Annotated in this window: 21 protein-coding genes; 5 read left to right on the top strand and 16 right to left on the bottom strand. The window is 70.0% G+C overall.

Annotated features, from left to right (window positions below):
- Window positions 1-28: 28 nt before the first annotated feature.
- Complete coding sequence (locus tag QNJ30_24715; GenBank protein ID MDJ0946663.1) at window positions 29-1,492, bottom strand: ATP-binding protein; 1,464 nt, start codon at window positions 1,490-1,492, stop codon at window positions 29-31.
- A complete protein-coding gene (locus QNJ30_24710; protein MDJ0946662.1) occupies window positions 1,489-2,208 on the bottom strand; it encodes a response regulator in 720 nt (239 codons plus the stop codon). Before QNJ30_24710 ends, QNJ30_24715 begins: the two co-directional genes overlap by 4 nt.
- A 199-nt stretch (window positions 2,209-2,407) precedes the next feature.
- On the opposite strand from QNJ30_24710, the gene QNJ30_24705 reads away from it, so the two are divergent.
- Window positions 2,408-2,932, top strand: coding sequence for a caleosin family protein (locus QNJ30_24705; protein MDJ0946661.1), 525 nt, complete (start codon window positions 2,408-2,410; stop codon window positions 2,930-2,932).
- Between the two features lie 306 nt (window positions 2,933-3,238).
- Entirely contained in the window at window positions 3,239-4,426 is a 1,188-nt protein-coding gene (thrS, locus tag QNJ30_24700) for a threonine--tRNA ligase (protein ID MDJ0946660.1), read from the top strand.
- A gap of 152 nt (window positions 4,427-4,578) precedes the next feature.
- Here thrS and gor read toward each other — a convergent pair whose 3' ends face one another.
- The 7 genes from gor to QNJ30_24665 form a co-directional block, all read right to left on the bottom strand.
- Window positions 4,579-5,958, bottom strand: coding sequence for a glutathione-disulfide reductase (gor, locus tag QNJ30_24695; protein ID MDJ0946659.1), 1,380 nt, complete (start codon window positions 5,956-5,958; stop codon window positions 4,579-4,581).
- Between the two features lie 79 nt (window positions 5,959-6,037).
- Complete coding sequence (locus QNJ30_24690) at window positions 6,038-7,513, bottom strand: hypothetical protein (protein MDJ0946658.1); 1,476 nt, start codon at window positions 7,511-7,513, stop codon at window positions 6,038-6,040.
- Window positions 7,503-8,432 (bottom strand): ABC transporter ATP-binding protein, encoded by a 930-nt coding sequence (locus QNJ30_24685; GenBank protein ID MDJ0946657.1) that lies wholly within the window; start codon window positions 8,430-8,432, stop codon window positions 7,503-7,505. Before QNJ30_24685 ends, QNJ30_24690 begins: the two co-directional genes overlap by 11 nt.
- Before the next feature lie 12 nt (window positions 8,433-8,444).
- Window positions 8,445-9,491, bottom strand: a complete 1,047-nt coding sequence (locus QNJ30_24680; GenBank protein MDJ0946656.1) for an NADP-dependent oxidoreductase — start codon at window positions 9,489-9,491, stop codon at window positions 8,445-8,447.
- Window positions 9,492-9,599: 108 nt separating this feature from the next.
- Window positions 9,600-10,493 (bottom strand): transglutaminase-like domain-containing protein, encoded by an 894-nt coding sequence (locus QNJ30_24675; protein MDJ0946655.1) that lies wholly within the window; start codon window positions 10,491-10,493, stop codon window positions 9,600-9,602.
- 135 nt (window positions 10,494-10,628) lie between these two features.
- Window positions 10,629-11,054, bottom strand: coding sequence for a hypothetical protein (locus tag QNJ30_24670; GenBank protein MDJ0946654.1), 426 nt, complete (start codon window positions 11,052-11,054; stop codon window positions 10,629-10,631).
- Window positions 11,055-11,213: 159 nt separating this feature from the next.
- Window positions 11,214-12,221, bottom strand: coding sequence for an NAD(P)-dependent alcohol dehydrogenase (locus QNJ30_24665; protein ID MDJ0946653.1), 1,008 nt, complete (start codon window positions 12,219-12,221; stop codon window positions 11,214-11,216).
- Window positions 12,222-12,359: 138 nt separating this feature from the next.
- On the opposite strand from QNJ30_24665, the gene QNJ30_24660 reads away from it, so the two are divergent.
- The gene (locus tag QNJ30_24660; protein MDJ0946652.1) at window positions 12,360-13,577 is read left to right on the top strand and encodes an MFS transporter; all 1,218 of its coding nucleotides are present in this window, start codon (window positions 12,360-12,362) and stop codon (window positions 13,575-13,577) included.
- Between the two features lie 21 nt (window positions 13,578-13,598).
- Here the strand turns inward: QNJ30_24660 and QNJ30_24655 are convergent, their stop codons facing one another.
- The 3 genes from QNJ30_24655 to gabD form a co-directional block, all read right to left on the bottom strand.
- A complete protein-coding gene (locus QNJ30_24655; protein MDJ0946651.1) occupies window positions 13,599-14,135 on the bottom strand; it encodes a GNAT family N-acetyltransferase in 537 nt (178 codons plus the stop codon).
- A 6-nt stretch (window positions 14,136-14,141) separates the two neighbouring features.
- Window positions 14,142-14,714: an XRE family transcriptional regulator gene (locus tag QNJ30_24650; protein ID MDJ0946650.1), complete on the bottom strand. Its 573-nt coding sequence runs from the start codon at window positions 14,712-14,714 to the stop codon at window positions 14,142-14,144.
- A gap of 841 nt (window positions 14,715-15,555) precedes the next feature.
- A complete protein-coding gene (gene gabD, locus QNJ30_24645) occupies window positions 15,556-17,046 on the bottom strand; it encodes an NADP-dependent succinate-semialdehyde dehydrogenase (GenBank protein ID MDJ0946649.1) in 1,491 nt (496 codons plus the stop codon).
- A 190-nt stretch (window positions 17,047-17,236) separates the two neighbouring features.
- On the opposite strand from gabD, the gene QNJ30_24640 reads away from it, so the two are divergent.
- The gene (locus tag QNJ30_24640; GenBank protein ID MDJ0946648.1) at window positions 17,237-18,388 is read left to right on the top strand and encodes an NAD(P)/FAD-dependent oxidoreductase; all 1,152 of its coding nucleotides are present in this window, start codon (window positions 17,237-17,239) and stop codon (window positions 18,386-18,388) included.
- An 83-nt stretch (window positions 18,389-18,471) separates the two neighbouring features.
- Here QNJ30_24640 and QNJ30_24635 read toward each other — a convergent pair whose 3' ends face one another.
- Genes QNJ30_24635 through glmU form a run of 3 tightly spaced genes read right to left on the bottom strand, consistent with a single transcriptional unit; the run spans window position 18,472 to window position 22,162 of the window.
- Complete coding sequence (locus QNJ30_24635; protein MDJ0946647.1) at window positions 18,472-18,912, bottom strand: DUF805 domain-containing protein; 441 nt, start codon at window positions 18,910-18,912, stop codon at window positions 18,472-18,474.
- Window positions 18,913-18,954: 42 nt separating this feature from the next.
- On the bottom strand, window positions 18,955-20,778 hold the full coding sequence (gene glmS, locus QNJ30_24630; protein MDJ0946646.1) for a glutamine--fructose-6-phosphate transaminase (isomerizing): 1,824 nt from the start codon (window positions 20,776-20,778) through the stop codon (window positions 18,955-18,957).
- Window positions 20,779-20,782: 4 nt separating this feature from the next.
- Window positions 20,783-22,162 (bottom strand): bifunctional UDP-N-acetylglucosamine diphosphorylase/glucosamine-1-phosphate N-acetyltransferase GlmU, encoded by a 1,380-nt coding sequence (gene glmU / locus QNJ30_24625; protein MDJ0946645.1) that lies wholly within the window; start codon window positions 22,160-22,162, stop codon window positions 20,783-20,785.
- A gap of 146 nt (window positions 22,163-22,308) precedes the next feature.
- Between glmU and gph the strand changes: the two genes are divergently transcribed.
- Window positions 22,309-23,010: a phosphoglycolate phosphatase gene (gene gph, locus QNJ30_24620; protein MDJ0946644.1), complete on the top strand. Its 702-nt coding sequence runs from the start codon at window positions 22,309-22,311 to the stop codon at window positions 23,008-23,010.
- 34 nt (window positions 23,011-23,044) lie between these two features.
- Here gph and QNJ30_24615 read toward each other — a convergent pair whose 3' ends face one another.
- Entirely contained in the window at window positions 23,045-23,911 is an 867-nt protein-coding gene (locus tag QNJ30_24615; GenBank protein MDJ0946643.1) for a DUF3108 domain-containing protein, read from the bottom strand.
- Between the last annotated feature and the right edge of the window lie 78 nt (window positions 23,912-23,989).

Raw genomic sequence — 23,989 nt, 5'->3', positions numbered from 1 at the left:
CCAGCAGGGGCCGGGACCGGCCGGCCCCTCAGCCCTGCTCGGCCTTGGGCAGACGGAGGATCGCCCGCAGCCCGCCCTCGGCGCGGTTCTCCAGGGTCACGTCGCCGCCGTGGCCGCGGGCGATGGAGCGGGCGATGGCCAGGCCCAGGCCGACGCCGCCGGTCTCCCGGCTGCGCGACTCCTCGAGACGGACGAAGGGCTCGAAGACCGCCGCCATCCGCTCGGGCGGAATGCCCGGGCCGTCGTCGTCGATGACGATGGCGAGCTCCGTCGCGCCGTCCTGCAGCGCGACCCGCGCCCGCTCGCCATAGGTGGTTGCGTTCTCGATCAGGTTGGCGAGGGCCCGCTTTAGCGCCACCGGGCGGCAGATTAGCGGGGTCCGGCCGGCGCCGGCGAAGGCGACGTCACGGCCGGCATCGGTGAGGTCGTCGCAGAGGCTCTGGACCAAGGCGGCGAGGTCGACCTGGCGGCTGTCCTCGCGCGCCGCGTCCTCGCGCAGGAAGGCCAGGGTCGCCTCGGTCATCTGCTGCATCTCGTCGAGGGTCTCAAGGATCTTGTCTCGGGTCTCCGGATCCTCGATGAACTCGGCGCGCAGGCGCAGGGTGGTGATCGGCGTGCGCAGGTCGTGGCTGATGGCGGCCAGCATACCCGTCCGGTCGGCGACGAAGCGGCGCAGCCGGTCCTGCATCTCGTTGAAGGCGTGGATCGTGCGGCGGACCTCCTCGGGTCCGGCCTCGGCCAGGGGCGTGCCTTCCTGGCCGCGGCCGAAGCTGTCCGCCGCCGCCGCCAGGGTCCGCAGCGGCCGGGTGATGCGCCGCACCGAGAGCACCACGATCACCAGGATCGCCAGCGCCATGAGCCCCATGGAGAGCAGCGAGGGCCAGGCCCAGGCCGGGGCGTTGAAGGGCACCAGGGTCGCCGCGTTGAGCCAGCGCCCGTCGGCGAGGCGAACCGAGATGGTCAGGCTGAGCGGCAGGCGGTGCCGGCGCTTCTCCCAGTAGTCGCGCTTGCGCCACTCGGCCCGGTGATAGTCGCCGTGATCGTCCTCGTCGTCGTCCTCCAGGCGGGCCTGCCGCCGCGCCTTGCGCCAGGCGAGGAAGCGCTCGGAGTCCTCCAGGCGGACCAGGACACGGCCGCTGCTCGTGCCCTCGAGCAGGCCGCGGAGGCGGCGCTGCAGGGGACGGTCGAGGGCCTCGGGGTCGCCGGGGTCGACCGCGCTCTCCGCGGCCAGCCAGAAGCCCAGGCGCGGGCCGCTGGCGGTCCGAGTGATGCGCTCGCTCAGCTCCGGCGGCGTATCGTCGAGGAGACGCACGACCGAGACCAGGCGCGAGGCGACCTGCGCCCGCTCGGCCGCACGCACCGCGTGGCGCCGCTCGTCCAGGTAGATCGCCAGGGTGACGCCCTGGGCGGCGACCAGGGCCAGCAGGAGCAGGGCGACCATCTGCCCCGCCAGGCTCTGCGGCAGCAGGGCCTTGAGCCGCTGCCGGATCATGACGGCTCGACCTCGGCGGCAAGTGTGTAGCCGCCGCCCCAGACCGTCTTGATCAGGGCCGGGTTCTTGGGATCGGCCTCGATCTTTCGGCGCAGGCGGCTGACCTGGTTGTCGATGCTGCGGTCGAAGACCTTCGCCGCCCGGCCCTGGGTCAGGTCGAGCAGCTGGTCGCGCGACAGCACCCGCTTGGGATGCGCCAGAAAAGCGCCGAGCAGCTGGAACTCGGCGGTCGAGAGCGGCACCGCGGTGCCCTCGGCGTCGAGCAGCTCGCGCCGGGCCGGGTCGAAGGTCCAGGGCCCGAAGCGCAGGCGGCCGGAGGGCGCCGCGCCGCGCTGCGGCGGCAGGCTCCGGGCCCGGCGCAGCACCGCCTTGATCCGGGCCAGCAGCTCGCGCGGGTTGAAGGGCTTGGTCACGTAGTCGTCGGCGCCGATCTCCAGGCCGATCACCCGGTCGGTCTCCTCGGCCAGGGCGGTCAGGAGGATCACCGGCAGGTCTGTGGTCTCGCGCAGGTGGCGGCAGAGGCTGAGCCCGTCCTCCCCCGGCATCATGACGTCGAGCACCACCAGGTCGACCGCGCTGTCCTTGAGCCGCCGCCTCATGGCCGCGCCGCCCTCGGCGGTGCTGACCCGCAGGCCGTGCTTGGTCAGGTACCTGGCGACCAGGTCGCGGATATCGTGGTGATCGTCGACGACCAGGATGTGCGGGCTGGAGTCCATGCCGGGGCGGCCTCGCTTCTGCTTGACTGGAATATGAGCCCGGCGGCCCCGCGCGGCGCCAGGAAAATTGTATCGAGATGTGTCAGCCGCCGGACCTGCCAGAACCTGCGACAAATCGGGGGCTCCGGCGACAAACATTTGCGACAGGGCGGCCCCATCTTCCAGGCATCGAGGACAGCGATCCCTGAAAGGAACCCCCATGAAGACCAGCACCAAGACCCTCATCGCGGCCGGCGTGGCCGTCGCCGTCGGCGCCATCGCCCTGACCGGCGTCACCCAGGCCAGCGGCTCGAAGGAAGGCCGGGGCTACGGCGGCCACCACTACGCCATGCACGGCGGGCATGGCCACAAGGGCGGCCATCACGGCCGCCACAGCGAGCGGCGTTTCGAGCGCCTGCTCGAGAGCTACGACAGCAACGAGGACGGCAAGCTGACCCAGGCCGAGATCGACGCCGTGCGCGCCGAGCGCCTGGCCAAGTTCGACAGCGACGGCGACGGCAGCCTGACCCTGCAGGAGTACGAGGCGCTCTGGCTGGACGCCATGCGCGAGCGCATGGTCGACCGTTTCCAGAGCCACGACGACGACGGCGACGGCCGGGTCACCGCCGAGGAGTTCGGCGAGCGCTTCTCCAAGCTGGTCGCCCGCCGCGACCGGGACGGCGACGGCGAGATCACCCGGGAGGACTTCCGCCACGGCAAGCGGGGGCGCGACGACGACGATTGACCGGGCCTCCCCTCTCGGTCTTGGATCCCGTCCCGCCGCGTCAGCCGCCTTCCCCCGGCCCGCGGCGGGCGCGCCCCAGCTAGGAGGCTTTGACTCTCGACGACACCGGGGCTATCCAGGGCTCATGAGAAGGCGCTTCGCAGCTTTGCAGACCACGACCACGACGACCCGCGACGGCGGGCCGCCGTGTTTCCTGCTGCGCTGAGCATAGCCGCAGCGCGCGAAGCAAGGGCCCCGCCGGAAACGGACGGGGCCTTTTCGATTCCGCGCCTCCGTCCGCCGGCCAAGAGCGAACGGAGACGAAAGATGGACGCCGACGACCACCGCGCGATCGCCAACCGCCTGGACCTCTTCCACCAGCAGGAGGAAGGCCCCGGCATGGTGTTCTGGCACCCGCGCGGCTTCACCCTCTACCGCATCGTCGAGGACTACATCCGCCGCGAGATGCGCCGCGGCGGCTTCCGCGAGGTGCGCACCCCGCAGCTGCTGTCGCGCGCGCTTTGGGAGCGCAGCGGTCACTGGGAGAAGTTCCGCGACAACATGTTCACCCTGGAGGCCGAGGACCAGGCCCTGGCGCTCAAGCCCATGAGCTGTCCGGGCCACGTCCAGATCTTCAAGAAGCGGCTGCGCTCCTTCCGCGACCTGCCCTTACGCTTCTGCGAGTTCGGCGCCTGCCACCGCGACGAGCCCTCGGGCGCGGTCAAGGGCCTGGTGCGCACCCGCGCCTTCGTCCAGGACGACGCCCACGTATTCTGCCGCGACGACCAGATCGAGGCCGAGGTGGCGCGCTTCTCCCGCCGGCTCCACGCCGTCTACGCCGACTTCGGCTTCCAGGACGTGCGGGTCGCCTTCTCGACCCGGCCGGCGCAGAGGGCCGGCAGCGACGCGCTCTGGGACCGCGCCGAGGCGGCGCTGGAGGCCGCCGCCCGGGCGACCGGGCTCGACCACCGCGTCGACCCCGGCGAGGGCGCCTTCTACGGCCCCAAGCTCGACTTCTTCCTGCGCGACCGCGGCGGCCGGGAGATCCAGTGCGGGACCGTGCAGCTCGACTATGTCCTGCCCGAGCGCCTCGACGCCCACTACGTCGACGCCGAGAACCGCAAGGTCCGGCCAGTGATGATCCACCACGCCATCCTCGGCAGCCTGGAGCGCTTCATCGGCATCCTGCTTGAGCACCACCGGGGCAACCTGCCGCTCTGGCTGGCCCCGGAGCAGATCGTCGTTGCCAGCATCGGCGCCGCGCAGGCGGACTATGCCGAACGCGTCGCCGCCGCCCTGGAGGCCGAGGGCTTCCGCGCCCTCGCCGACACCCGGCCCGAACGGCTGTCGCGCAAGATCGTCGACGCCCGCGAAGCCGGCATCCCGCTGCTGATGGCCGTCGGCCGGCGGGAGGAAGCGGACGGCACGGTCGCCCTGCGCCAGCGCGACGGCAGGCAAGACGTATTGGCGATCGAAGCGGCGGTGCGGAACCTGCAGGGGGAGGCCTTCCGGTGAGGTTTGGGAATCGGGCTTTGGCTCCTTGAAAAGCCCCCTCACCCTCCTGTCGCTGACGCGCCGGGCCCCTCCCTCTCCCCGCGGGAGAGGGATGTGGAGGATTGGCGCGGCCGAAGGCCGAGCCTTAGCCGGAGCTGGGTGAGGGGATGACCCTATTCCGCCGCCTGCTTCTCCGGCTCCGGGACCGGCTCGCGCATGGTGACGAACTCCTCGGCGGCGGTGGGGTGGATGCCGACCGTGGCGTCGAAGTCCTCCTTGGTCGCCCCCATCTTCACCGCGATGGCGACGCCCTGGATGATCTCGGCGGCATCGGGGCCGACCATGTGGGCGCCCAGGATCCGCCGGGTCCGGGCGTCGACCACCAGCTTCATCATGGCTTTCTCGTCCCGGCCGGAGAGGGTGTGCTTCAGCGGCCTGAAGCTCGAGCGGTAGATCTCGATCCGATCGAGCCGGGCGCGGGCCTCGTCCTCGGTCAGGCCGACCGTCGCCACCGGCGGCTGGCTGAACACGGCCGAGGCGACGGTCTCGTGGTTCATGGCCCGCGGCACGCCCTTGAAGACCGTGTCGACGAAGGCCATGGCCTCGGCCAACGCGACCGGGGTCAGGTTGATCCGGTCGGTGACGTCGCCGACCGCGTAGATGTTCTCCCGGCTGGTCCTGGAATAGGCATCGACCGCGACGGCGCCCTTCTCGCCGAGCGCGACGCCCGCCTCCTCCAGGCCCAGGCCCGCGGTGTTGGGCCGCCGGCCGATGGCCAGCATCAGGCAGTCGACCTCCAGGGTCGCGCCGTCGGTCAGGGCCACCTCGAGCACCCCGTCGGCGCGCCTGGCCACGTGGTCGATGACCGTGTTGTACTTGAAGGCGACGCCCTTCTTGGCCATCTCGGCGTCGACCCTGGCGCGGATGTCCTCGTCGAAGCCGCGCAGCACCCGGGGGCCGCGGTAGACCTGCGTCACCTCGGCGCCCAGGCCGTTGAAGATCCCGGCGAACTCGACCGCGATGTAGCCGCCGCCGGCGACCATCACCCGGCGCGGCAGCTCGGAGAGGTGGAAGGCCTCGTTGGAGGTGATGGCGTGCTCGATGCCGGGGTGGTCGGGGATGAAGGGATGGCCGCCGGTCGCGATCAGGATGATCCCCGCGGTCATGCGCCGGCCGCCGACCTCCACCGTGTGGGGGTCGACCATGACCGCCCGGCCGTCGTGCATCTCGACCCCGGCGTTGTCGAGCAGCCGGCGGTAGACGCCCTCCAGGCGGGCGATCTCCCGGTCCTTGCTGGCGATCAGGCGGGCCCAGTCGAAACCGGCCTCTGGCACCTCCCAGCCGAAGCCCGCAGCGTCCTCGAAGTCCTCGTGGAAGTGCGAGGCGTAGACCAGGAGCTTCTTGGGGATGCAGCCGCGGATGACGCAGGTCCCGCCGTAGCGGTACTCCTCGGCGATGCCGACCCGGGCGCCGGTCGCCGCGGCCATGCGCGCGCCGCGCACGCCGCCGGAGCCGGCGCCGATGACGAAGAGGTCGTAGTCGTACTTGGCCATGGCCTGTCCCCTCGCTGTTTTGACATCCGCTATCTGGGCGCGGCGGCCCCTGTTTTGTAGCGCCCGGGGCGCCGGGCAGCTACACGGCTTCGTGAGCCAGCGACCTGTCGATATCGGACTGGAAGCGCCGCCAGCGGCCGGCGAGCAGGACGGCCAGCAACGCTACCTGTGGCAAGGGTCCCAGGGCGATGAGCCAGGGCACCTGCGCGAGATCGGTGAACATGAAGCCGGGCGGCTGTACCGGTGCCGCGCCAAGGAAGAAGACCTGGAGCGGCAGGGCCGGGATCTGGGCGAAGGGCGACACCAGGCCGACCAGACCCCCAATACCCAAGGCGATCATGAGAGCCGGTACCAGAAGGTGAAGGACCAAAAGGTAGACCAGGGCCGCAGCGTGCGGTCGGCCGCCGCGCAGGTTGAGCAACAGGATGATCACCAGATCGCGCAGCAAAAAGCCCAACAGGCCGACGGTCATCAGAATGCTGGCCTGTTGGAAGCCCATGCCCAGCAGGACCTCGTCCAGGCCCCGAAGATCGTCCAGCAGGAGAACGCAGACGAGATAGGCCAGCGCGGCCAGCGCCGTGATGACGGTAACGATCAGCCACTGCGGGAGCAGGCGCAGCGTCCGCCGGGTGTCGCCACCCTTGAGCGCCAAGAGCAAGCCGCGCCAGGAAATGGGATCCTTCTCGAAGAGAAAACAGGTGGCGTAGGCCAGCGCCAGCGCGACCCCGAGGGCCAGCAGGAGACGTGCCGTCAGCAGCCCGGTCGTGCCCAGCTGCTCCAGGCGCAGGGTCGGCAGGCCGCTAAGATAGACCATCAGGAAGATCACGAAGGTTGCCCAGGCCCAGGGCCGCTGCCGGACCTGCAGCTCGGCCTGCATCAGGCGGTAGACGGCGAGCAGGGACCAGGCGAGGAAGACCGCGAGGCTGACCAGGACGAAGCGGTCGAGATCGAAGGTCATGCCGTGCCAGGCCAGGGCGGCGAAGCCGTCGGCACCGGCGTCGAGGGCGGCCGAAGCCTCGTAGTAGGTGTATCCGCCCGCCACGAAGCCGAGCACCTGGGGCAGGGGCACCACCGAGCGCCGATCGAGGTCACGCCGGCGCAGCCACAGCAGGCTGGTCGCCAGGCTGACCGCATGGGCCAGGACCGCGACGGCCAGGACGAGAAAGACCCTCCGCGGAAGCTCTGCGCCCTGTCCGCTCAGGAGCAGCTCGAGGGCGAAGACGCCGAGGCAGATCAAGGCACCGAACCAAACGAAAACCGTGGAGCCGAAGAGCTTGCCCCAGGTCATCTGCCAGGGCCGCACGGCCGACATGCGCTGCCAATCCCAGGTCCTGGCGCGGACCTCGGAGACCACGGCGGAGGCGGCCAGGCGCGTGCCCCAGAGCAGGACCAGCAGCAGGTAGATGCCGAGGCTCCAGTCGCCGAAGGCCGCCGTATCGCGACCGCTGAGCCAGAGAAGCAGGAAAATCGCCCCCAGGATCGCCGGCATCGCGATCAGTCGCTGCGGACTCATTTCGAGCCAGAGGTAGCGGCGAAACTCGGGGTTAAGCTGCACCGCCGGCCTCCTTGACCTGCGCCATGTAGGCATCCTGCAGGTCGCTCCGCTCGACCTTGAAGCCGCAGACCGGCAGACCGGCCTCGACCAGGTGCCGCAGCAGAGCTTCGCGCGTGGCCGGCGCTTCCGCCAGCAGGACTCGGGCGCTGGTCTCGCTGCAGCTCAGAACCGTCACCCCCGCGCCGGCGGCCAGCAGCTCCGCGAAGCGTGGCGCGGGCGCCGAGAGATCGATCACCACCGCCACACGAGCGTCCGCCTCGGCCTCGCCGGCGACCGGGCCGTGATGCACCAGGCGGCCGTCGCGCAGGATCAGCATGTGGCTGGAGTAGTCTCGCAGCTCGGCCAGGATGTGCGAGGAGACGATCAGGGTCATGCCCTCGTCGCGCAGCTTGAGCAGCAGCTCCGAGAGCCGCTGCCGCGCCTCGGGATCCAGCCCCGAGGCCGGCTCGTCGAGCAGGAGGAATCGCGGTTCGTGGAGGATCGCCTGGGCGATCGCCAGGCGCTGGCGCAGGCCGCGCGACAGGGCGCCGGCCGGCTGCCTCAGACGGTCGTCGAGGTCCGTGCGCTGTGCCGCCCGCGCGACCAGTTCGGCCCGGCGCCCGGACGCGACGCCCTGGGCGGCCGCCCGATGGCGCAGGCACTGCTGCACGGTCAGGTGGTCGTAGAGGCCGAAGAAGTCCGAGAGGTAGCCCATGGCCTTGTGGCTCTCGCGCGGCTCCTCGTGAACGTCCTGCCCTTCCAGGAGCACGCGGCCGGCGATCGGCTCGGCCAGGGCCGCCATGCAGCGCAAGAGGGTGGTCTTGCCGGCGCCGTTGGGGCCGACCAGGGCGGTGATGCTCTGCGGCGTCAGACCGAAGGACACGTCCTGCAGCGCGCGGGTGCCGGGGTAGTCGTAGGAGAGGTGCTCGACCGAAAGCATGCGCGCGAAGGGCTAACCCTCGGAAAGTGTCGGGTCGGCGGCGACCTGGACGATCATCTTGCCGAGGTTTTGGCCGGAAAGAAGGCGCAGAAGCGCCGAAGCCGCGTTCTCCAGGCCCTGCACCCTGTCCTCCCGATAACCGAGCTTTCCGTCCCGGACCCAGGCGACCAGCTCGGCCGGCAGGCGGTCCAGGCTGGCCAGGTGGTCGAGCACCAGGAAGCCCTCCATCCGCGCCCGCCTGATCAGCAGCTGGCGGTTGGGCCGCGGGCCCAGGGGCGGCGGATCGTCCGGCCCGCCGTCCGGGATGCCCATGGTGCCGCAGACGATGATGCGGGCGCCGACGTTGATCCGCTCCAGCACGGCGTCGGAGATCGGGCCGCCGACGTTGTCGAAATAGACGTCGATGCCGTCGGGACAGGCCGCAGCGATCGCGGCCTCGAGGTCGGCCGCCGTCTTGTAGTTGATCGCCGCGTCGTAGCCGAAGTCGGTGCGGCAGCGCGCCACCTTCTCGTCCGATCCGGTCAGGCCCACGCTGCGACAGCCCTTGAGCTTCGCGATCTGCCCGACCATGGAGCCGACCGCGCCGGCCGCGGTCGAGACCATAACCGTTTCCCCGGCCGCCGGCCGGCCGACCTCGGTCAGCCCGAGATAGGCGGTGAGACCAGTGTGCCCCAGAACGTGAAGCGCGGTCGAGATCGGCGCCTCGGCCGGATCGAGCTTGCGGTGGACGTCGCTGCCGTCCGAGACCGCCCATTCCCGCCAGCCCTGGCGGCCCAGGACGACATCGCCCACGGCGTAGTCGGGATGCCGGGAGGCCGCCACCTCGCCCACGGTGAAGCCGGTCATGACCGAGCCCAAGGGCAGCGCCTCACGGTAGTTCGGCGCCTCGGAGATCCAGCCCCGCATGGCCGGGTCGAGCGAGAGGTAAATCACCCGGACCAGCAGCTGCCCCGGCCCGGGCTCGGGCCGTGGCGCAGCCTCCAGTCGGAAGCAGTCCTCCCGCACCCCGCCCTCCGGGCGTGCGACCAGCAGGACCTGATGGTTGGTGTTCTCCGACATGCCTACGGACCGGTTTGTACCAGGAATGACGACACCGCGATTCTCCAATCTAGACACCCGGAAGCGACATGTCGCTAGCCTCTGCTCGAAGCAAGAACGGCGGAACGACTAGAAGACCCGGGCCCGCTCCAGTTCGCCGGAGGGATAGCAGACCACCTCGCCCGGCACGCCCAGGTCCGGCCGCGCATACAACTGCCGAACGGCATCGAAGTCGATCGGGTCCGCCGCCAGCGCCGCGGCGATCTCGTCGAGGAGCGGCTCCAGGCCCTCAGGCACCTCATGGCGTTCCGAGATCGCGAGCGTATGCGACCAGTAGTCCCAGGGCTCCAGCTCCACTTTGTTGAGGGCCGCCAGGTCGCGGAACAGGCTGCTCGCCACGAACCAGGCCCCCTCGATCCCGACGAAGGAGACGCCGAAGCGCTTTGCCTCCCTGTCTCCCGTGCGCAGAGACTGCCACGCCGCCCCCGCGGTGAGGAAGGCATCGCGAGGCACGTCCAAAGGATCGAAAGCCACCTGGAAACGCCGCCGGTCTTCCGGGCCAAGCTGAGCGTCAAGAAGCCGCCAGCGCCCTTGATTCGAGTCCCAGGCCTCACAGAGCCAGTGGTCCTCGAAACGCGGCGCATTGAAGTAGCCGGCGAAGCCGACCCGGAGCCGGGCCGGAACCGCCTGATGCCGAAGCAGGCTGCAGGTCAGCAGGGCAAAGTCTCGGCAGGTCCCGGAGAAGCGCTGCTGCGGCGCCCGCGGCCTTCCGAGGTCTCCAGGGCCTGCGTCGCCGATTCGCTCCAGGATCTCCGAGACGCGGCGGGCCCGGCGATCCTGCTGCCGTTCGGCCGGCAGGGGCGGATCCAGCTCGCTGGCATCGTAGATGTGGAAGACGAGGTTTTGCACCCATCGGCAGAGACCGGCCCAATCGGCGGGCGCGGCGGCGATGAGCCGGGCAAAGTCTTGCGGGTCGGAGTGAGCGGACTGAGTGGCGTAGAAAGCTAGGGTCGGGTCGGTCATGGCAGGCTCCCGGGTGGTGCAGGGAGCAGGACTATGACCGCAAATTTTTATCCATTGTCAAGTGCTTGCGCCGGACCTCCCACTCAAGACAGGCAGGAGACCCGGCGCATTGCTCGGCAGAAGCTTCAGCAGGCGTCAGACGTCCAGGGCGTTCAGCCAGGCGTCGTGCTTGTTGCAAAAGCTGAGCGCATAGACGCGGCCGCCGTGGCCCGAGATGTCGTGGCGCGAGACCGGCGCGTCGGTGGCCGGATTGAACATCTTCTCGGCGATCAGCTTGAAGTCCCGGTCGAAGACCTGATGCTTGACGATGTAGTGCTCGAAGCCGTTCATCTCGTGACCGGTAGCGACTTCGATGATGTTCCCCTCGCGCTCGAAGCGCGGCAGGTGACCGTTCACCTTCTTGCTCCAGCGGCCTGGCGCGTCCTCGGTGTAGTAGAGAGCGCCGGCTATGGGCGCGCGCAGGGGATTGAAAGCGGTGGAACCGGCCAAGACGCCACGCGGCGCGATGATGCCGACGGCGGCCCCGGCAACGGTGAAGCGCAGAAGGCTGCGACGATCCATAATCTGCTCCTGAAGGCTTGTTCGCTGGCTTTAAGACGGGTCCCGAAAATAACCGACAAATATTAATGAGCCGTAGAGACCGCAACTTCCAAAATTCACCTTAAGGTATCAGGACTTTATCGTCGTAACTCCTTTTGGTTTGTTTCACCGCGGGTTGGTTTATGGAATCTTGATCACGATCTTGCCGAAGTGGCCGCCGCTCCGCATGTGGTGGTAGGCGGCGCGGGCCTCCTCGAAGCCGAAGCCGCGGTCGATGACCGGCCTCAGGCCGCCGGCGGCGATCGCCCGGTTCATGGCCTCGAACATCTCCCGGCTGCCGACGTAGATGCCCTGCAGGCGGATCGACTTGCGCATCACGCTGGTCGGGTCGATCCGGCCGCCGGTCAAGACCCCGACCAGGCCGATGCGGCCGCCAACCCGGACCGCCTGGATCGACTTCTCCAGGGTGCCGGCGCCGCCGACCTCGACCACGACGTCGGCGCCGCGGCCCCTGGTCAGCTCCAGGACCGCCCGCTCCCAGTCCGGAGTGCTCCGGTAATTGACGGTCTGCCAGGCGCCCAGCTCGCGCGCGCGGGCCAGCTTGTCGTCGCTGCTGGAGGTCACGATGACCCGGGCGCCCTGCTGGACGGCGAACTGAAGGGCGAAGATCGAGACCCCGCCGGTGCCCAGGGTCAGCACCGTGTCGCCGGCCTTGATCCGGCCCATCTCGACCAGGATGTGCCAGGCGGTCAGGGCGGCGCAGGGCAGGGTCGCGGCCTCCTCGAAGGACAGGTGCTCGGGGATGGCGACCGCCCCGTCCTCTTCCAGGACCGCGGTTTCCGCCAGCAGGCCGTCGACCGGCCCGCCCAGGGCGCTGGCCATGGCCTCCGGCGTGATGCCGCCGGCCGGCCAGCGCTGGAAGAAGCAGCCGGCGACCCGGTCGCCGGTCCGGAAGCGGGTCACCCCCGGCCCGACCTCGAGCACCTCGCCGGCGCCGTCGGAGTTGGGGATTCGGGGGTAGTCGATGCCCCGCGCCGGCGGATCGAGGACGTTGAGCAGGTCGCGATAGTTGATCGAGGAGGCGCGCAGCCGGACCAGGATCTGCCCGGGACCGGGCTCGGACTGCGGACGCTCCTGCAGGGCCAGGGCATCGATGCCTTCCGGCGAGACGATCTCGTAGGCCTTCATTCCTCTTGCTCCCTAAAGCCCTGCGGCGCCACAAGCCGAGGCGTTTGCCACCGACCCGGCCCGGATGATAGGACAGGGACGGCGCGGCGGTAAGGGCCGCGCCTCCAAGATCCCAGCTGCGTACAGGGACCCTCCGCCATGAGTCCGGCCGAAGCGGCAAAGCATCGGCGCCGCAACGTCTTTCTGCTGGCCCTGTGCCAGGCGGCCGGCATGAGCAGCGCCACCCTGATGCTGAGCTTCACCGCGCTGGTCGGGGCCAAGCTGGCCCCGGACGTCCGCCTGGCGACGCTGCCTCTGGCGTTGCAGTGGGTGTCGGTCATGCTGCTGGCGATGCCGGCCGCCTACCTGATGAAGCAGCGCGGCCGGCGCCTGGGCCTGAGCCTCAGCGCCGGCCTCGGGATCCTCGCCGGACTGCTCGGCGCCTGGGCGATCTCGGCCGAAAGCTTCCTGCTCTTCTGTCTGACCTCGCTCCCCTTCGGCGCGTCGGCCGTGGGAGTCATGTTCTATCGCTTCGCGGCCGCCGACGTCGCCGACGAGGCCTTCAGGAGCCGGGCGATTTCCCTGGTCCTGGCCGGCGGCGTGATCGCCGCGATCCTCGGGCCGGAGCTCGCCAAGCGCTCCAAGGACCTTCTGGAGGCGCCTTTCGCCGGGGGCTACCTGATGATCGCCCTGCTGTCCCTGGTGATCCTGCTGCTTCTGCAATTCACGACCATCCCGAAGCCGGGTGACACGGAACGCAGCCGGGGCGGACGGCCGATCCTGGAGCTGGCACGCCAGCCGGTCTTCATCGTCGCCGTGCTTTGCGCCCTGATCGGCTACGGCACCATGAACCTGGTGATGACGGTGACGCCGCCGGCCATGATCGGCCAGGGCCATCCCTTCGACAGCGCGGCCCTGGTGATCCAATGGCACGTGCTCGGCATGTACGCCCCCTCCTTCTTCACCGGCCACGTGATCGCGCGCTTCGGCGTGCTGCGGGTGCTGATCACCGGCGCCGTCCTGATGCTCGGCTGCACGGCGGTGAACCTCCTGGGCGCCGGCGACGTCTGGACCTTCGCCGCAGCTCTGGTCCTGCTCGGGGTCGGCTGGAACTTCCTCTTCGTCGGCGGCACGACCTTGCTGACCGAGAGCTATCGGCCCGAGGAGAAGGCCAAGGTCCAGGCGATGAACGAGTTCCTGGTCTGGGGCACCGTGGCCTGCACCGCGCTTTCCGCCGGCGCGCTGCACAACACCGCGGGCTGGGGCGCGATCAATCTCGCCGCGACCCTGCCCCTGGCGGCCGTGCTCCTGGCCCTCGCCCTCTTCGCTCGTCACCGGCGGCGGGCGGCGGCGCGGGCCTCGACGGCCGGCGCCTGAGCCGAGCGGAAGACCGCCGCTTCAAAGCGCCTTGTACATGATCGTGGTCGGATCGAGCCGGTCTTCGATGGTGTCGCGGCAGAAATCCGGGATGATCCCCGCCGTCTTGTAGTCCAGCGAGGCGTAGAGCGGCTCGGCCGCATCGCCGGTGCGGGTGTCCAGGGTGATCAGGCGCCGCCCCATCCGGAACGCAAGACGCTCGAGCTCGACCATCAAGGCCCTGGCCAGGCCCTGGCGGCGGAAGCCGGGATGGACCATGAGCTTGCGGACCTCGGCCCGATGGGGCTGGTTGGGCGGCGTATCGTGGTCCAGCTGGACGGAGCCCGCGATGACGCCGTCCTGGCGCGCGACCAGGAGCAGGAGACCGCCGCCGCGGACCGCCGGCAGCACCTTCCGTCGCCAGAAGGCCTCGGCCTCCTCCGTCGTGAAGGGCAGCACGAAGCTGATGCTGGCCCCGTCCTGCACACAGTCCTGGAGGAGCGCGCCGAGCTCGCGGACGTGGCGCACGATGTCGTCGGCCGTGAAGGTCGAGATTTCGGGTTCCGGATGTCTGGCCATAGCGCCTCACACGATGAAGAGGGTGTACCTGGCGCCGCTCTCCGCGGGGGTGGCGAAAGCGCTGGGGCCGAAGAGCTGGTAGCGCAGGCAGTCGCCGGGCCGCAGGTCGTGGCGCCGCCCGTCGACGGTCACCTCCAGCCGGCCCTCGACCAGGTGCAGGTGGTGCTCCAGCCCCGGCCGCGGCGGGCGCTCGTAGGCGATGTGGCGGCCCGCCTCGAGTTCGCACGCCAGGGCCTCGCCGGCCAGGCTCTGCGCGGGCGGGGAGAGCGATCGCCGCCGAAAGCCGCTCTCCCGGTCCGTCCAGACCGGCTGCGCCTCCCGACGGACCAGCGGCGCGAAGCCGTCCTCGACCAAGTACATCAGCCGCGAGAGGCTCAGACCGTAGGCGGCGCAAAGCCTGCCCAGCACGCTTGCGGTCGGGCTCACCTCCCCGTTCTCGAGCCGCGACAGGCTGGCCCGGCTGACCGCGCTGCGCCGCGCCAGCTCGTCCAGGGACCAGCCGCGTTCGGCCCGCAGGCCCTTCAGCCGTTGGGCGATTCGCCGGTCGACGGAGGCGTCATCTGCGGACAGGACTTCCATATAAGAGAAAATATCTCGAATATGGAATCTCGGCAAGGCCCCAGAGCGCCCTTCCGCTCAAGGCCGATCTTTTGTCGAGGGCATCGGTCCACCGGACCGAGTGCATTCCGGCAGGAACCACCATGGAAGCAGACTTGAACTCAGAGCGTCCGATGCCGGTGCCAGACCGGACGAGCGTGCGAGGCCGCTGGGTGGTCCGCTTTAGGCACAAGCTGCCGTTTGCACGCCGCGCCGGCAGACCAATGCGTGAAGTGCGTCGGCGTGCTAAGCCTGCCTCACCGACACTGATTGCGCGGAGCACGACATGACAACGGATGGGCCGCTGTTGCGGGTTTTTGAGGTTCGAACCAAACAGGGATGTGCCGATAGGCTATTGGAGAATTTTGCTACGACATCGGCAGATGTCGTCCGAGACAAGCCTGGCAACTTAGGGCATTTTTTCGGTCGATGCGTCCAGGGCGGTGAAAATGTTGTCGTATTCGTGTCGATGTGGACGAATCTGGACGCTGTAAGGGCCCGATTTGGGCAGGATTGGCAAAGCTCATTCCTACCCGCGGGTTATGAGGACCTGATCGACGAATGCTCGGTTCGCCATTTTGATGTGAGTTCGGGCTGGCACGTGCAGGATTTGTCACGCAGTAGAACCGAATAGTTCGGTCTACGGAATGGCATCTTGGGATCGAACCGAGAAATCCGGGTTGCGCGGCGCGGCGGCCGCATTTGGGAGACTCTCGGACAGGCTGGTACCCGAAAGCGTGCACGCGCGGTTGTACGGTCGAGACTCCAATGGAGAGCCTCGAGCACGCAGTCAGGCTACGGTCAGTACTGAGGAGCCGAGCTCCTAAACCCCGCCCATGCAGAGGTATTTGACCTCCAGGAACTCGTCCATGCCGTAGTGGGAGCCCTCGCGGCCGACGCCGGATTCCTTGACCCCGCCGAAGGGCGCGACCTCGGTCGAGATGATGCCGGTGTTGATGCCGACGATGCCGCTCTCCAGGGCCTCGCCGACCCGCCAGACCCGGCCCAGGTCGCGGGCGTAGAAGTAGGCGGCCAGGCCGAACTCGGTGTCGTTGGCCATGGCGACTGCCTCCTCCTCGGTCTTGAAGCGGAACAGCGGCGCCACCGGGCCGAAGGTCTCCTCTTTGGTGACCTTCATCTCGGTCGTAACCTCGGCCAGGATGGTCGGCTCGTAGAAGGTGCCGCCCAGGGCGTGGCGCTGTCCGCCCGAGACCACCCGGGCGCCCTTCTCCGTGGCATCGGCGACGTGCTCCTCAACCTTCTCGAGCGCCGCCAGGTCGATCAGCGGGCCCTGGCTGATGCCGGCCTCCAGGCCGTTGCCGACCTTGAGCTTGGCGACCGCCGCCGCCAGCTTCTCGGCGAAGGCGTCGTAAACGGACTCCTGGACCAGGATACGGTTGGCGCAGACGCAGGTCTGGCCGGTGTTGCGGAACTTGCAGAGGATGGCGCCCTCGACCGCGGCGTCCAGGTCGGCGTCGTCGAAGACGATGAAGGGCGCGTTGCCGCCCAGCTCCATCGAGACCTTCTTCACCGTGGCCGCGCTCTGCTGCATCAGGAGCTTGCCGATCTCGGTGGAGCCGGTGAAGGAGAGCTTGCGCACGATCGGGTTCGAGGTCATCTCCTCGCCGATCGCCGAGGCCGAGCCGGTGACGACGTTGAGGACGCCCTTGGGCAGGCCCGCCCGCTCGGCCAGCTCCGCCAGGGCCAGCGCCGAATAGGGCGTCTGGCTGGCCGGCTTGACCACCACCGGGCAGCCGGCCGCCAGGGCCGGGCCGCACTTGCGGGTGATCATGGCGTTGGGGAAGTTCCACGGCGTAATGGTGGCGACCACGCCGACCGGCTGCTTGATCACCACGATGCGCTTGTCGGGCTGGTGCTGGGGGATGGTGTCGCCGTAGATCCGCTTGCCTTCCTCGGCGAACCATTCGATGAAGCTGGCGCCGTAGGCGATCTCGCCCTTGGCCTCGGCGAGCGGCTTGCCCTGCTCCATGGTCATCAGGACCGCCAGGTCGTCCTGGTTCTCCGTCATCAGCTCGTACCAGCGGCGCAGCACCGCGGCGCGCTCCTTGGCGGTCTTGGCCCGCCAGGCCGGCCAGGCGCGCTCGGCCGCCTCGATGGCGCGCCGGGTCTCCTCGGCGCCCATCTTGGGCACCGTCCCCATGACGTCGCCGCTGGCCGGGTTGTTGACCTCCTGGGTCTCGCCGGACTCGGCGCCGACCCACTGGCCGTCGATGTAGCAGAGCTCCCGGAAGAGATCCGGGTCCGTCAGGGCCGGCGCCCCGCTTTCGATTCTGGCATGGGCTTCTGACGGCATGGTCCACCTCCCCAGGGGTCGCGCATTGGCATGTCGGGCTCGGGCGGCAGTATACCGCCGCCGCGCGGGACTTTGAAAGCGGCGCGGCGCCCGAATCCCGCCATGAAAGCGGCCTGCCTTCACCGCCGTCCCGCCCGCTTGTGTCGGCAGGCTGTGGTCTGCAAGGCCGGGGCAAGGAGCGAGAGGGACCATGCGGCGCTACGACCTGACCATCGTGGGCGGCGGCTTCGCCGGGCTGGTCTGCGCCCGGGTCGCCGCCCAGCGCGGCCTCCGGGTCGCGGTCCTGGAGGCCAAGCCGGACGCCGGGGCGCGGCCCCACACGACCGGGATCATGGTCAAGGAGGCCGCCGACGAGGTCGACATCCCGGCGCGCCTGACCCGCCGGATCCGGGGCGTGCGCCTCTACGCGCCCTCGGGCCGCCACCTCGACCTCTTCGCGCCCGGCTACTACTTCCTGGCCAGCGACACCCCCGGCCTGCTGCGCTGGCTGGCCGCGGAGGCCCAGCGTGCCGGGGCCGAGGTCTTCTACGACCTGCGCTTCGAGGGCGCCGCGCCCTGCGGCGCCGGCTGGCGCCTGGCCGCGCCGCCGATCGAGACCCGCTTCCTGATCGGCGCCGACGGCGCCCGCTCCCGGGTGGCGGAGACGCTCGGGCTCGGCCGCAACCGGCACTTCCTCACGGGTCTCGAGGCCGAGCTCCCCGAGGCGCCGGCGGTCGCCCCGGCGTTCCTGCATTGCTTCCTCGACAGCCGCCTGGCGCCGGGCTATCTCGCCTGGATCGTCGCCGGGGTCGGCATCACCCAGGTCGGCCTGGCGGCGACCGCCGGCCGCAAGCCGGACCTCGGCGGCTTCCTCGCCCGCCACGGCCCGCGCTTCGGCCTGGAGGGCCGGACGCCCCTGGCCCGCCGGGCCGGGGTGATCCCGGCCGGCGGCCCGGTCCGACCCCTCTGGCGTCCCGGCGCGCTGCTGGTCGGCGACGCCGCCGGGCTGGCCTCGCCCATGACCGGCGGCGGCATCCAGCTCGCCTACCGCTTCGGCCGGCGCGCGGCGCAGGTCGTCTCGGACCACCTGCTGGACGGCGGTGGCGAGCCCGGCCGCGTGCTGGCCGCCGAACTGCCCCGCTTCCGGCTCAAACGCCGGCTACGGCGCGCCCTGGACCTGGCGCCGCCGAACCTCCTGGTCGAGGCCGCGCTGCGCCTCGGCGTCACCCGCCGGCTCGCCCAGCAGATCTTCTTCCACCGCCGCGGCAGCAGCGATCCCGAAGCCTATCGGCGCTTTCTGGAGAGCCAGGCCCATGACCCGGTGCTGCAGGAGGCCGGCGCCCGGCCGGCCACCGACGGCTAGCGGCAGCGCAGCACCCCGCTATATCGGTCTTGCAAAAGCCCCAAGGAAAGCCAGCGGGGCCAAACCCGCCCCGGCGCGGCGGCTCAGGTCGCGATGCCGGGCGGCGGCGGCGGGCCGTAGCGGTTGGGTTCCGGATCGCCGGGCATAACGAAGAAGTAGAGCAACACGAAGGCTCCGACGACCGGCACCAGTTGGATCAGGATCCATGCGCCGGATCGGCCGGTGTCGTGGAGGCGGCGGACCGAGAGGGCGAGCGACGGCAGGAAGGTGACCGCCGAAAAGGCGAGCAGAAAGATCTTTAAGGGCGTCTCGAGGCCGCCGGTCTTTTCGGTGAAGGCGCGCCCGAAAGCCGCCGCCGACATGTCGAGGGCCCCGAAGCCCTCGACCAGGGCGACGCTGAAGCTCATCGTCCAGAGCAGGCAGAAACCGAAGAGCATCCAGAGCCAGAACTCGGCACGCCCGGAGCGTCCCCAGAAATTGCCGAAGTTCCTGAACGCCGAGTCGAGCGAAAAGAAGAAGATCATCCGCCGCTATCCCTCCCAAGTCACAACGGGGACGGCGGGAATCTACTCCACGGTCACCGACTTGGCGAGGTTGCGGGGCTGGTCGACGTCGGTGCCCTTGACCACGGCGGTGTGGTAGGCCAGCAGCTGGACCGGCACGGCGTAGAGGATGGGCGCGACGAAGGGATCGACCCTGGGCAGGGCGATCGTGTGCCTGGCGCCGTCGCCGAAGCGCGCGATGCCCTCGGCGTCGGAGATGAAGATCACCCGGCCGCCGCGGGCGATGACTTCCTGGGCGTTGGAGGCGGTCTTGTCGAAGAGCGGGCCCGAGGGCGCGCAGACGATCACCGGCACGCCGTCGTCGATCAGCGCGATGGGGCCGTGCTTCATCTCGCCGGCGGCGTAGCCCTCGGCGTGGATGTAGCTGATCTCCTTCAGCTTGAGCGCGCCTTCCAGGGCCAGGGGATAGAGGCTGCCGCGGCCGAGGAAGAGCACGTCGCGGGCTTCGGCCAGCTCCTGCGCCAGGCGGCGGATCGCCCGGTCGTGGTTGAGGATCTCGGCGGCCCGGGCCGGGACCTCGGTCAGGGCGCTCGAGAGCTCGGCCTCGCGCGTCGCATCGATGGCGCCGCGGGCCCGTGCCGTGACCAGCACCAGGCAGGCCAAGGCCGTGAGCTGGGTCGTGAAGGCCTTGGTCGAGGCGACGCCGATCTCCGGCCCGGCCAGGGTCATCAGGGTTGCGTCCGAGGCCCGCTCGATGGCGCTCTCCGGCACGTTGACGATGGATAGGATCTGCTGCCCCTGGGACTTGGCGTAGTGCAGGGCGGCCAGGGTGTCGATGGTCTCGCCGGACTGGGAGATGAAGAGGCTGAGCCCGCCCTCGGGCATCGGCGCCTCGCGGTAGCGGAACTCCGAGGCGATGTCGATCTCGACCGGCTGGCGGGCGATCTGCTCGAACCAGTACTTGGCGACCATGCCGGCCAGGAAGGCGGTGCCGCAGGCCGAGATGGTGATCCGCGGCAACGCCGCCAGGTCGAAGGGCAGCGCCGGCAGGCCGACCTCGCGGAACAGCGGGTTGACGAAGGTCTGCAGGGTGTCGCCGATCACCGCCGGCTGCTCGAAGATCTCCTTCTGCATGAAGTGGCGGTACTGGCCCTTGCCGATGGCGGCCCCGGAGAGTGCGGTCTGGACCACCTTGCGCTCGACCACCGCGCCGCTCTCGTCGTGCACCACGGCGCCGTCGGGGCCGACCTCGACCCAGTCGCCCTCCTCGAGATAGCAGATCCGGTCGGTCAGCGGCGCCAGCCCCAGGGCATCGGAGCCGAGGAACATCTCGCCCTCGCCGTAACCGACCGCCAGCGGGCTGCCGCGCCGCGCGCCGATCATCAGATCGTGGCGCCCGGCAAAAACGATGGCCAGGGCGAAGGCGCCATCCAGGCGTTTGAGGGCGCCGGCGACCGCTTCCTGCGGGGTCTTCTGCTGGTTGAGGCCCTCGGTGATCAAGTGGACCATGACCTCGGTGTCGGTCTCGGTCTCGAAGGCGTGGCCCTGGCCTTCCAGCTCGGCCCGCAGCTCGCGGAAGTTCTCGATGATGCCGTTGTGGACCACCGCGACGCGCTCGTTGGCGTGGGGGTGGGCGTTGGTCTCGTTGGGCACGCCGTGGGTCGCCCAGCGGGTGTGGCCGATGCCGGTGGTTCCGTCCAGGGGCTCGGCCTCCAGGCGCTGCGCCAGGTTGACCAGCTTGCCCTCGGCCCGCCGGCGCTCGATCTTGCCGTTGACCAGGGTCGCCACGCCAGCCGAGTCGTAGCCGCGGTACTCCAGGCGCTTGAGCGCGTCGAGCAGAAGCGCCGCTGCCGGCGCCTTGCCAAGGATTCCGATGATGCCGCACATGAGGTCAGCCGCCCTCGCTCTTAGGTGCCCTCGCCGCCTTCCCCGTCTTCTGCTTGAGCTCCCGGTAGCGCTTGGCCCGACCCTGCCGGTTCCGCTGTTCGTTGCGCTCGACCGCCAGGGCGTCCTCCGGCACGTCGCGGGTGATCGTGCTGCCGGCGCCGACGATCGCCCCGGCGCCGACCGTGACCGGGGCGATCAGCGCCGTGTTGGAGCCGATGAAGGCGCCGGCGCCGATCTCGGTGCGCGACTTGGCGAAGCCGTCGTAGTTGCAGGTGATGGTGCCGGCGCCGACGTTGGCCCCCGCACCGACCTCGGCGTCGCCCAGGTAGGACAGGTGGTTGGCCTTGGCGCCCTCGCCGAGCCGGGCGTTCTTGACCTCGACGAAGTTGCCGACCTTTGCCCCTTCGGCCAGTTCGGTGCCGGCCCGCAGGCGCGCATAGGGCCCGACCGTGGCGCCGGCGGCGACGCGGGCGCCCTCCAGGTGGCTGAAGGCGCGGACCCGTGCGCCTTCGCCGACCGTGACGCCGGGTCCAAAGACCACGTTGGGCTCGACCAGGACGCCCGGCGCCAGGGCAGTGTCGTGGCTGAACCAGACCGCGGCCGGATCGACCAGGGTCACCCCGGCGGCCATGGCGGCGGCGCGCAGGCGGGTCTGCATCTCGGCCTCAACCACCGCGAGCTCGGCCTGGGTGTTGACGCCCTGGACCTCGGCCTCGCCCGCCTCGACCACGACGCCGTGCAGGCCGGCCTGATAGGCCAGGCGGTAGACGTCGGGCAGGTAGTACTCGCCCTTGGCGTTGTCTTTGCCGACCTTGGCCAGCAGATCGAAGAGGCAATTGCGCTCGGCCAGCATGACCCCGGCGTTGCAGAGGTCGATGCGGCGCTGGGCGGCGTCGGCGTCGACCGCCTCGACGACCCCGGTCAGGCGGCCGGAGCCGTCCAGCAGCATGCGGCCGTAGGGGGCCGGGTCGGCGGCCCGGAAGGCGAGCGCCACCAGCGCCGGGGCCGGCTGGGCGGCCCGCGCCGCGACCAGGCGCCTGAGGGTCGCGACCGTGATCAGGGGCGTGTCGCCGAAGACCACCAGGACGTTGCCGTCCGCGCCGATGTCCGCGAGCGCCTCGGCCGCGGTCAGCACGGCGTGCCCGGTGCCGAGCTGCTCGCCCTGCACGACGCAGGGGTGCGGCCTGGCCGCCGCGGCCGTCTCCGGCATGTCCGGCCCGACGACCACGACGATGCGGGCCGGGTCCAGGGCCTCGAGGCTTTCCAGGACGTGGCCCAGCATGGCGCGGCCGGCGACCTCGTGCAGCACCTTGGGGCGCCGGGACTTCATCCGGGTGCCCTTTCCGGCGGCTAGCACGACGCAGACGAGGTTCTGGGAGGCCATGTGAGTGTTGCGGGCGGATGCTTGCGGGCGTTCGAGGAACCGCGCCTTGCCAGCGGGACTCGGCGCTGGCAAAAGACCCGGGCCTGCCGAGCACTTGCCACAAGGGGCAGGCGGACCGCAAGTCATCATTGCTTTGGGGCGGATTTATGACCGCAGCGCGACCCGGGCGCCGATCGGCCCTGCTCTTCGACCTGGACGGCACCCTGGTCCACAGCCTGCCGGACATGGCCGGCGCCCTGAACAGCCTGCTCGAAGAGCTGGCCCTGCCCGCCCTGAAGATCGAGGAGGTCCGGCAGATGATCGGCGACGGCATCCCGGCCCTGGTCCACCGCGCCCTGGAGGCCGAGGGCCGGGCCGCCGCGCAGCTGGCGCTGGAGGAAGCCGAGATCGTCCGGCGCTTCCGGGCCCACTACCGCGCCCGCCTGACCCGCGAGACCCGGCCCTACCCCGGCGTGGTCGAGACCCTGAGCCGGCTCCGCGACGGCGGCTGGTCCATGGCGGTCTGCACCAACAAGGCCGAGACCCCGGCGCGGGAGATCCTGGACGACCTGGGCCTCGCCCGCTTTTTCGACGGCCTCGCCGGCGGCGACACCTACGCCGCGGCCAAGCCCGCGGCCGACCCCTTGCTGGGCCTGGCCGAGGTCCTGGGCCGTCCGCGCCGGGAGACGGTCATGGTCGGCGACAGCCCGGCCGACGTCGGCGCGGCCCGCAACGCCGGCATGGCGGTGGTCGCGGTGTCCTACGGCTATCGCAAGGTCCCGGCCGAGGCCCTGGGCGCCGACGTCCTGATCGACCGCTTCGACGACCTGCCCGCCGCGCTCGACGGACTGATGGAAAGTGTCTGGTGACTTAAGCGCCCTGTGACCCGAGCCCGGACGGACCTCAGAAGTCCACGCCAGCGGGCTGCACGCCGTCGCTGAGCCTGGCGTCGACCATGTGAATGATGATCGAGAAGTAGTCGTTCTTGGCGACCAAACGCACCGGCAGCGGCGGAACGTTATCGAGGATCGGCGCCAGGAAGATCCGCAGCTCGTCGTAGTTGTGCTCCTTGGCCTTCCTGGTGTTCCAGAAGCCGCTGATCCGCTTCATGCCGGCACGGCACTCGACCGCCGGGCCGGCGTAGGGCGAATAGCTGGACTCCGCAACCTCGGCCGGGCCGACATGGCGAACCACCATGTCGTAGCGGCGGCGGCCGTCGAAGACCTGGACCTCGCCCTGGCAGCGGCCCTCGGCCGCGGTCTGCTCGAGCAGGACCAGGACCGCGCTCATCGGATCGATGGTACCGGCGATCTGCTCCTGCGGCACGGGATCGCGGTTGTCGTCTTCGGCGGGCGGCTCGACCTTGACCACGGGCCTGGTCCCGTCCTCGTAGCGGATGGCCACGACACGGTCCTGGTCGCGCCATGTGGAGCGGACGTCGTAGACATCGGGCCGCAGGCCCTCGCCGCCTCCGGCCTTGGTCTTGCCCTGGCTGCGCGCGCTCAGCTTGAAGGGAAACATTCGGCCGATCATGCCGGCGGACTCGAGCTTGATATCGACCTGGTAGCGATCCTGGCCGCGAAGCATCCGGGTCTCCAGGCTCATGGCCTGAAGGCCACCGGTCCAGATCTGATAGTCCAGCTCGACCGCTTTCGGTTCCGCCGCCCCGGCATAAGGCGCCAGCAGCAACGCAACCACACCGGCAGAAAAGCCCGCCAGGGACAACCGTGTTTGGATCATGGCCAAAAGGTAGCAGGCTTTGTGCCGCACGTCTCCAACTAGATTGCCTTTATGCGGCATTTTTCGCAGCCGGCGCGCGCGACCGCCCCTTGCTTGACAGGGTCATAG

This window comes from Kiloniellales bacterium (genome assembly GCA_030066685.1).
In the GTDB taxonomy this organism is placed as follows: domain Bacteria; phylum Pseudomonadota; class Alphaproteobacteria; order Kiloniellales; family JAKSBE01; genus JAKSBE01.
Note: the sequence above shows the minus strand (reverse complement) of the source record. Positions and strands in the feature narration are given on the sequence as shown.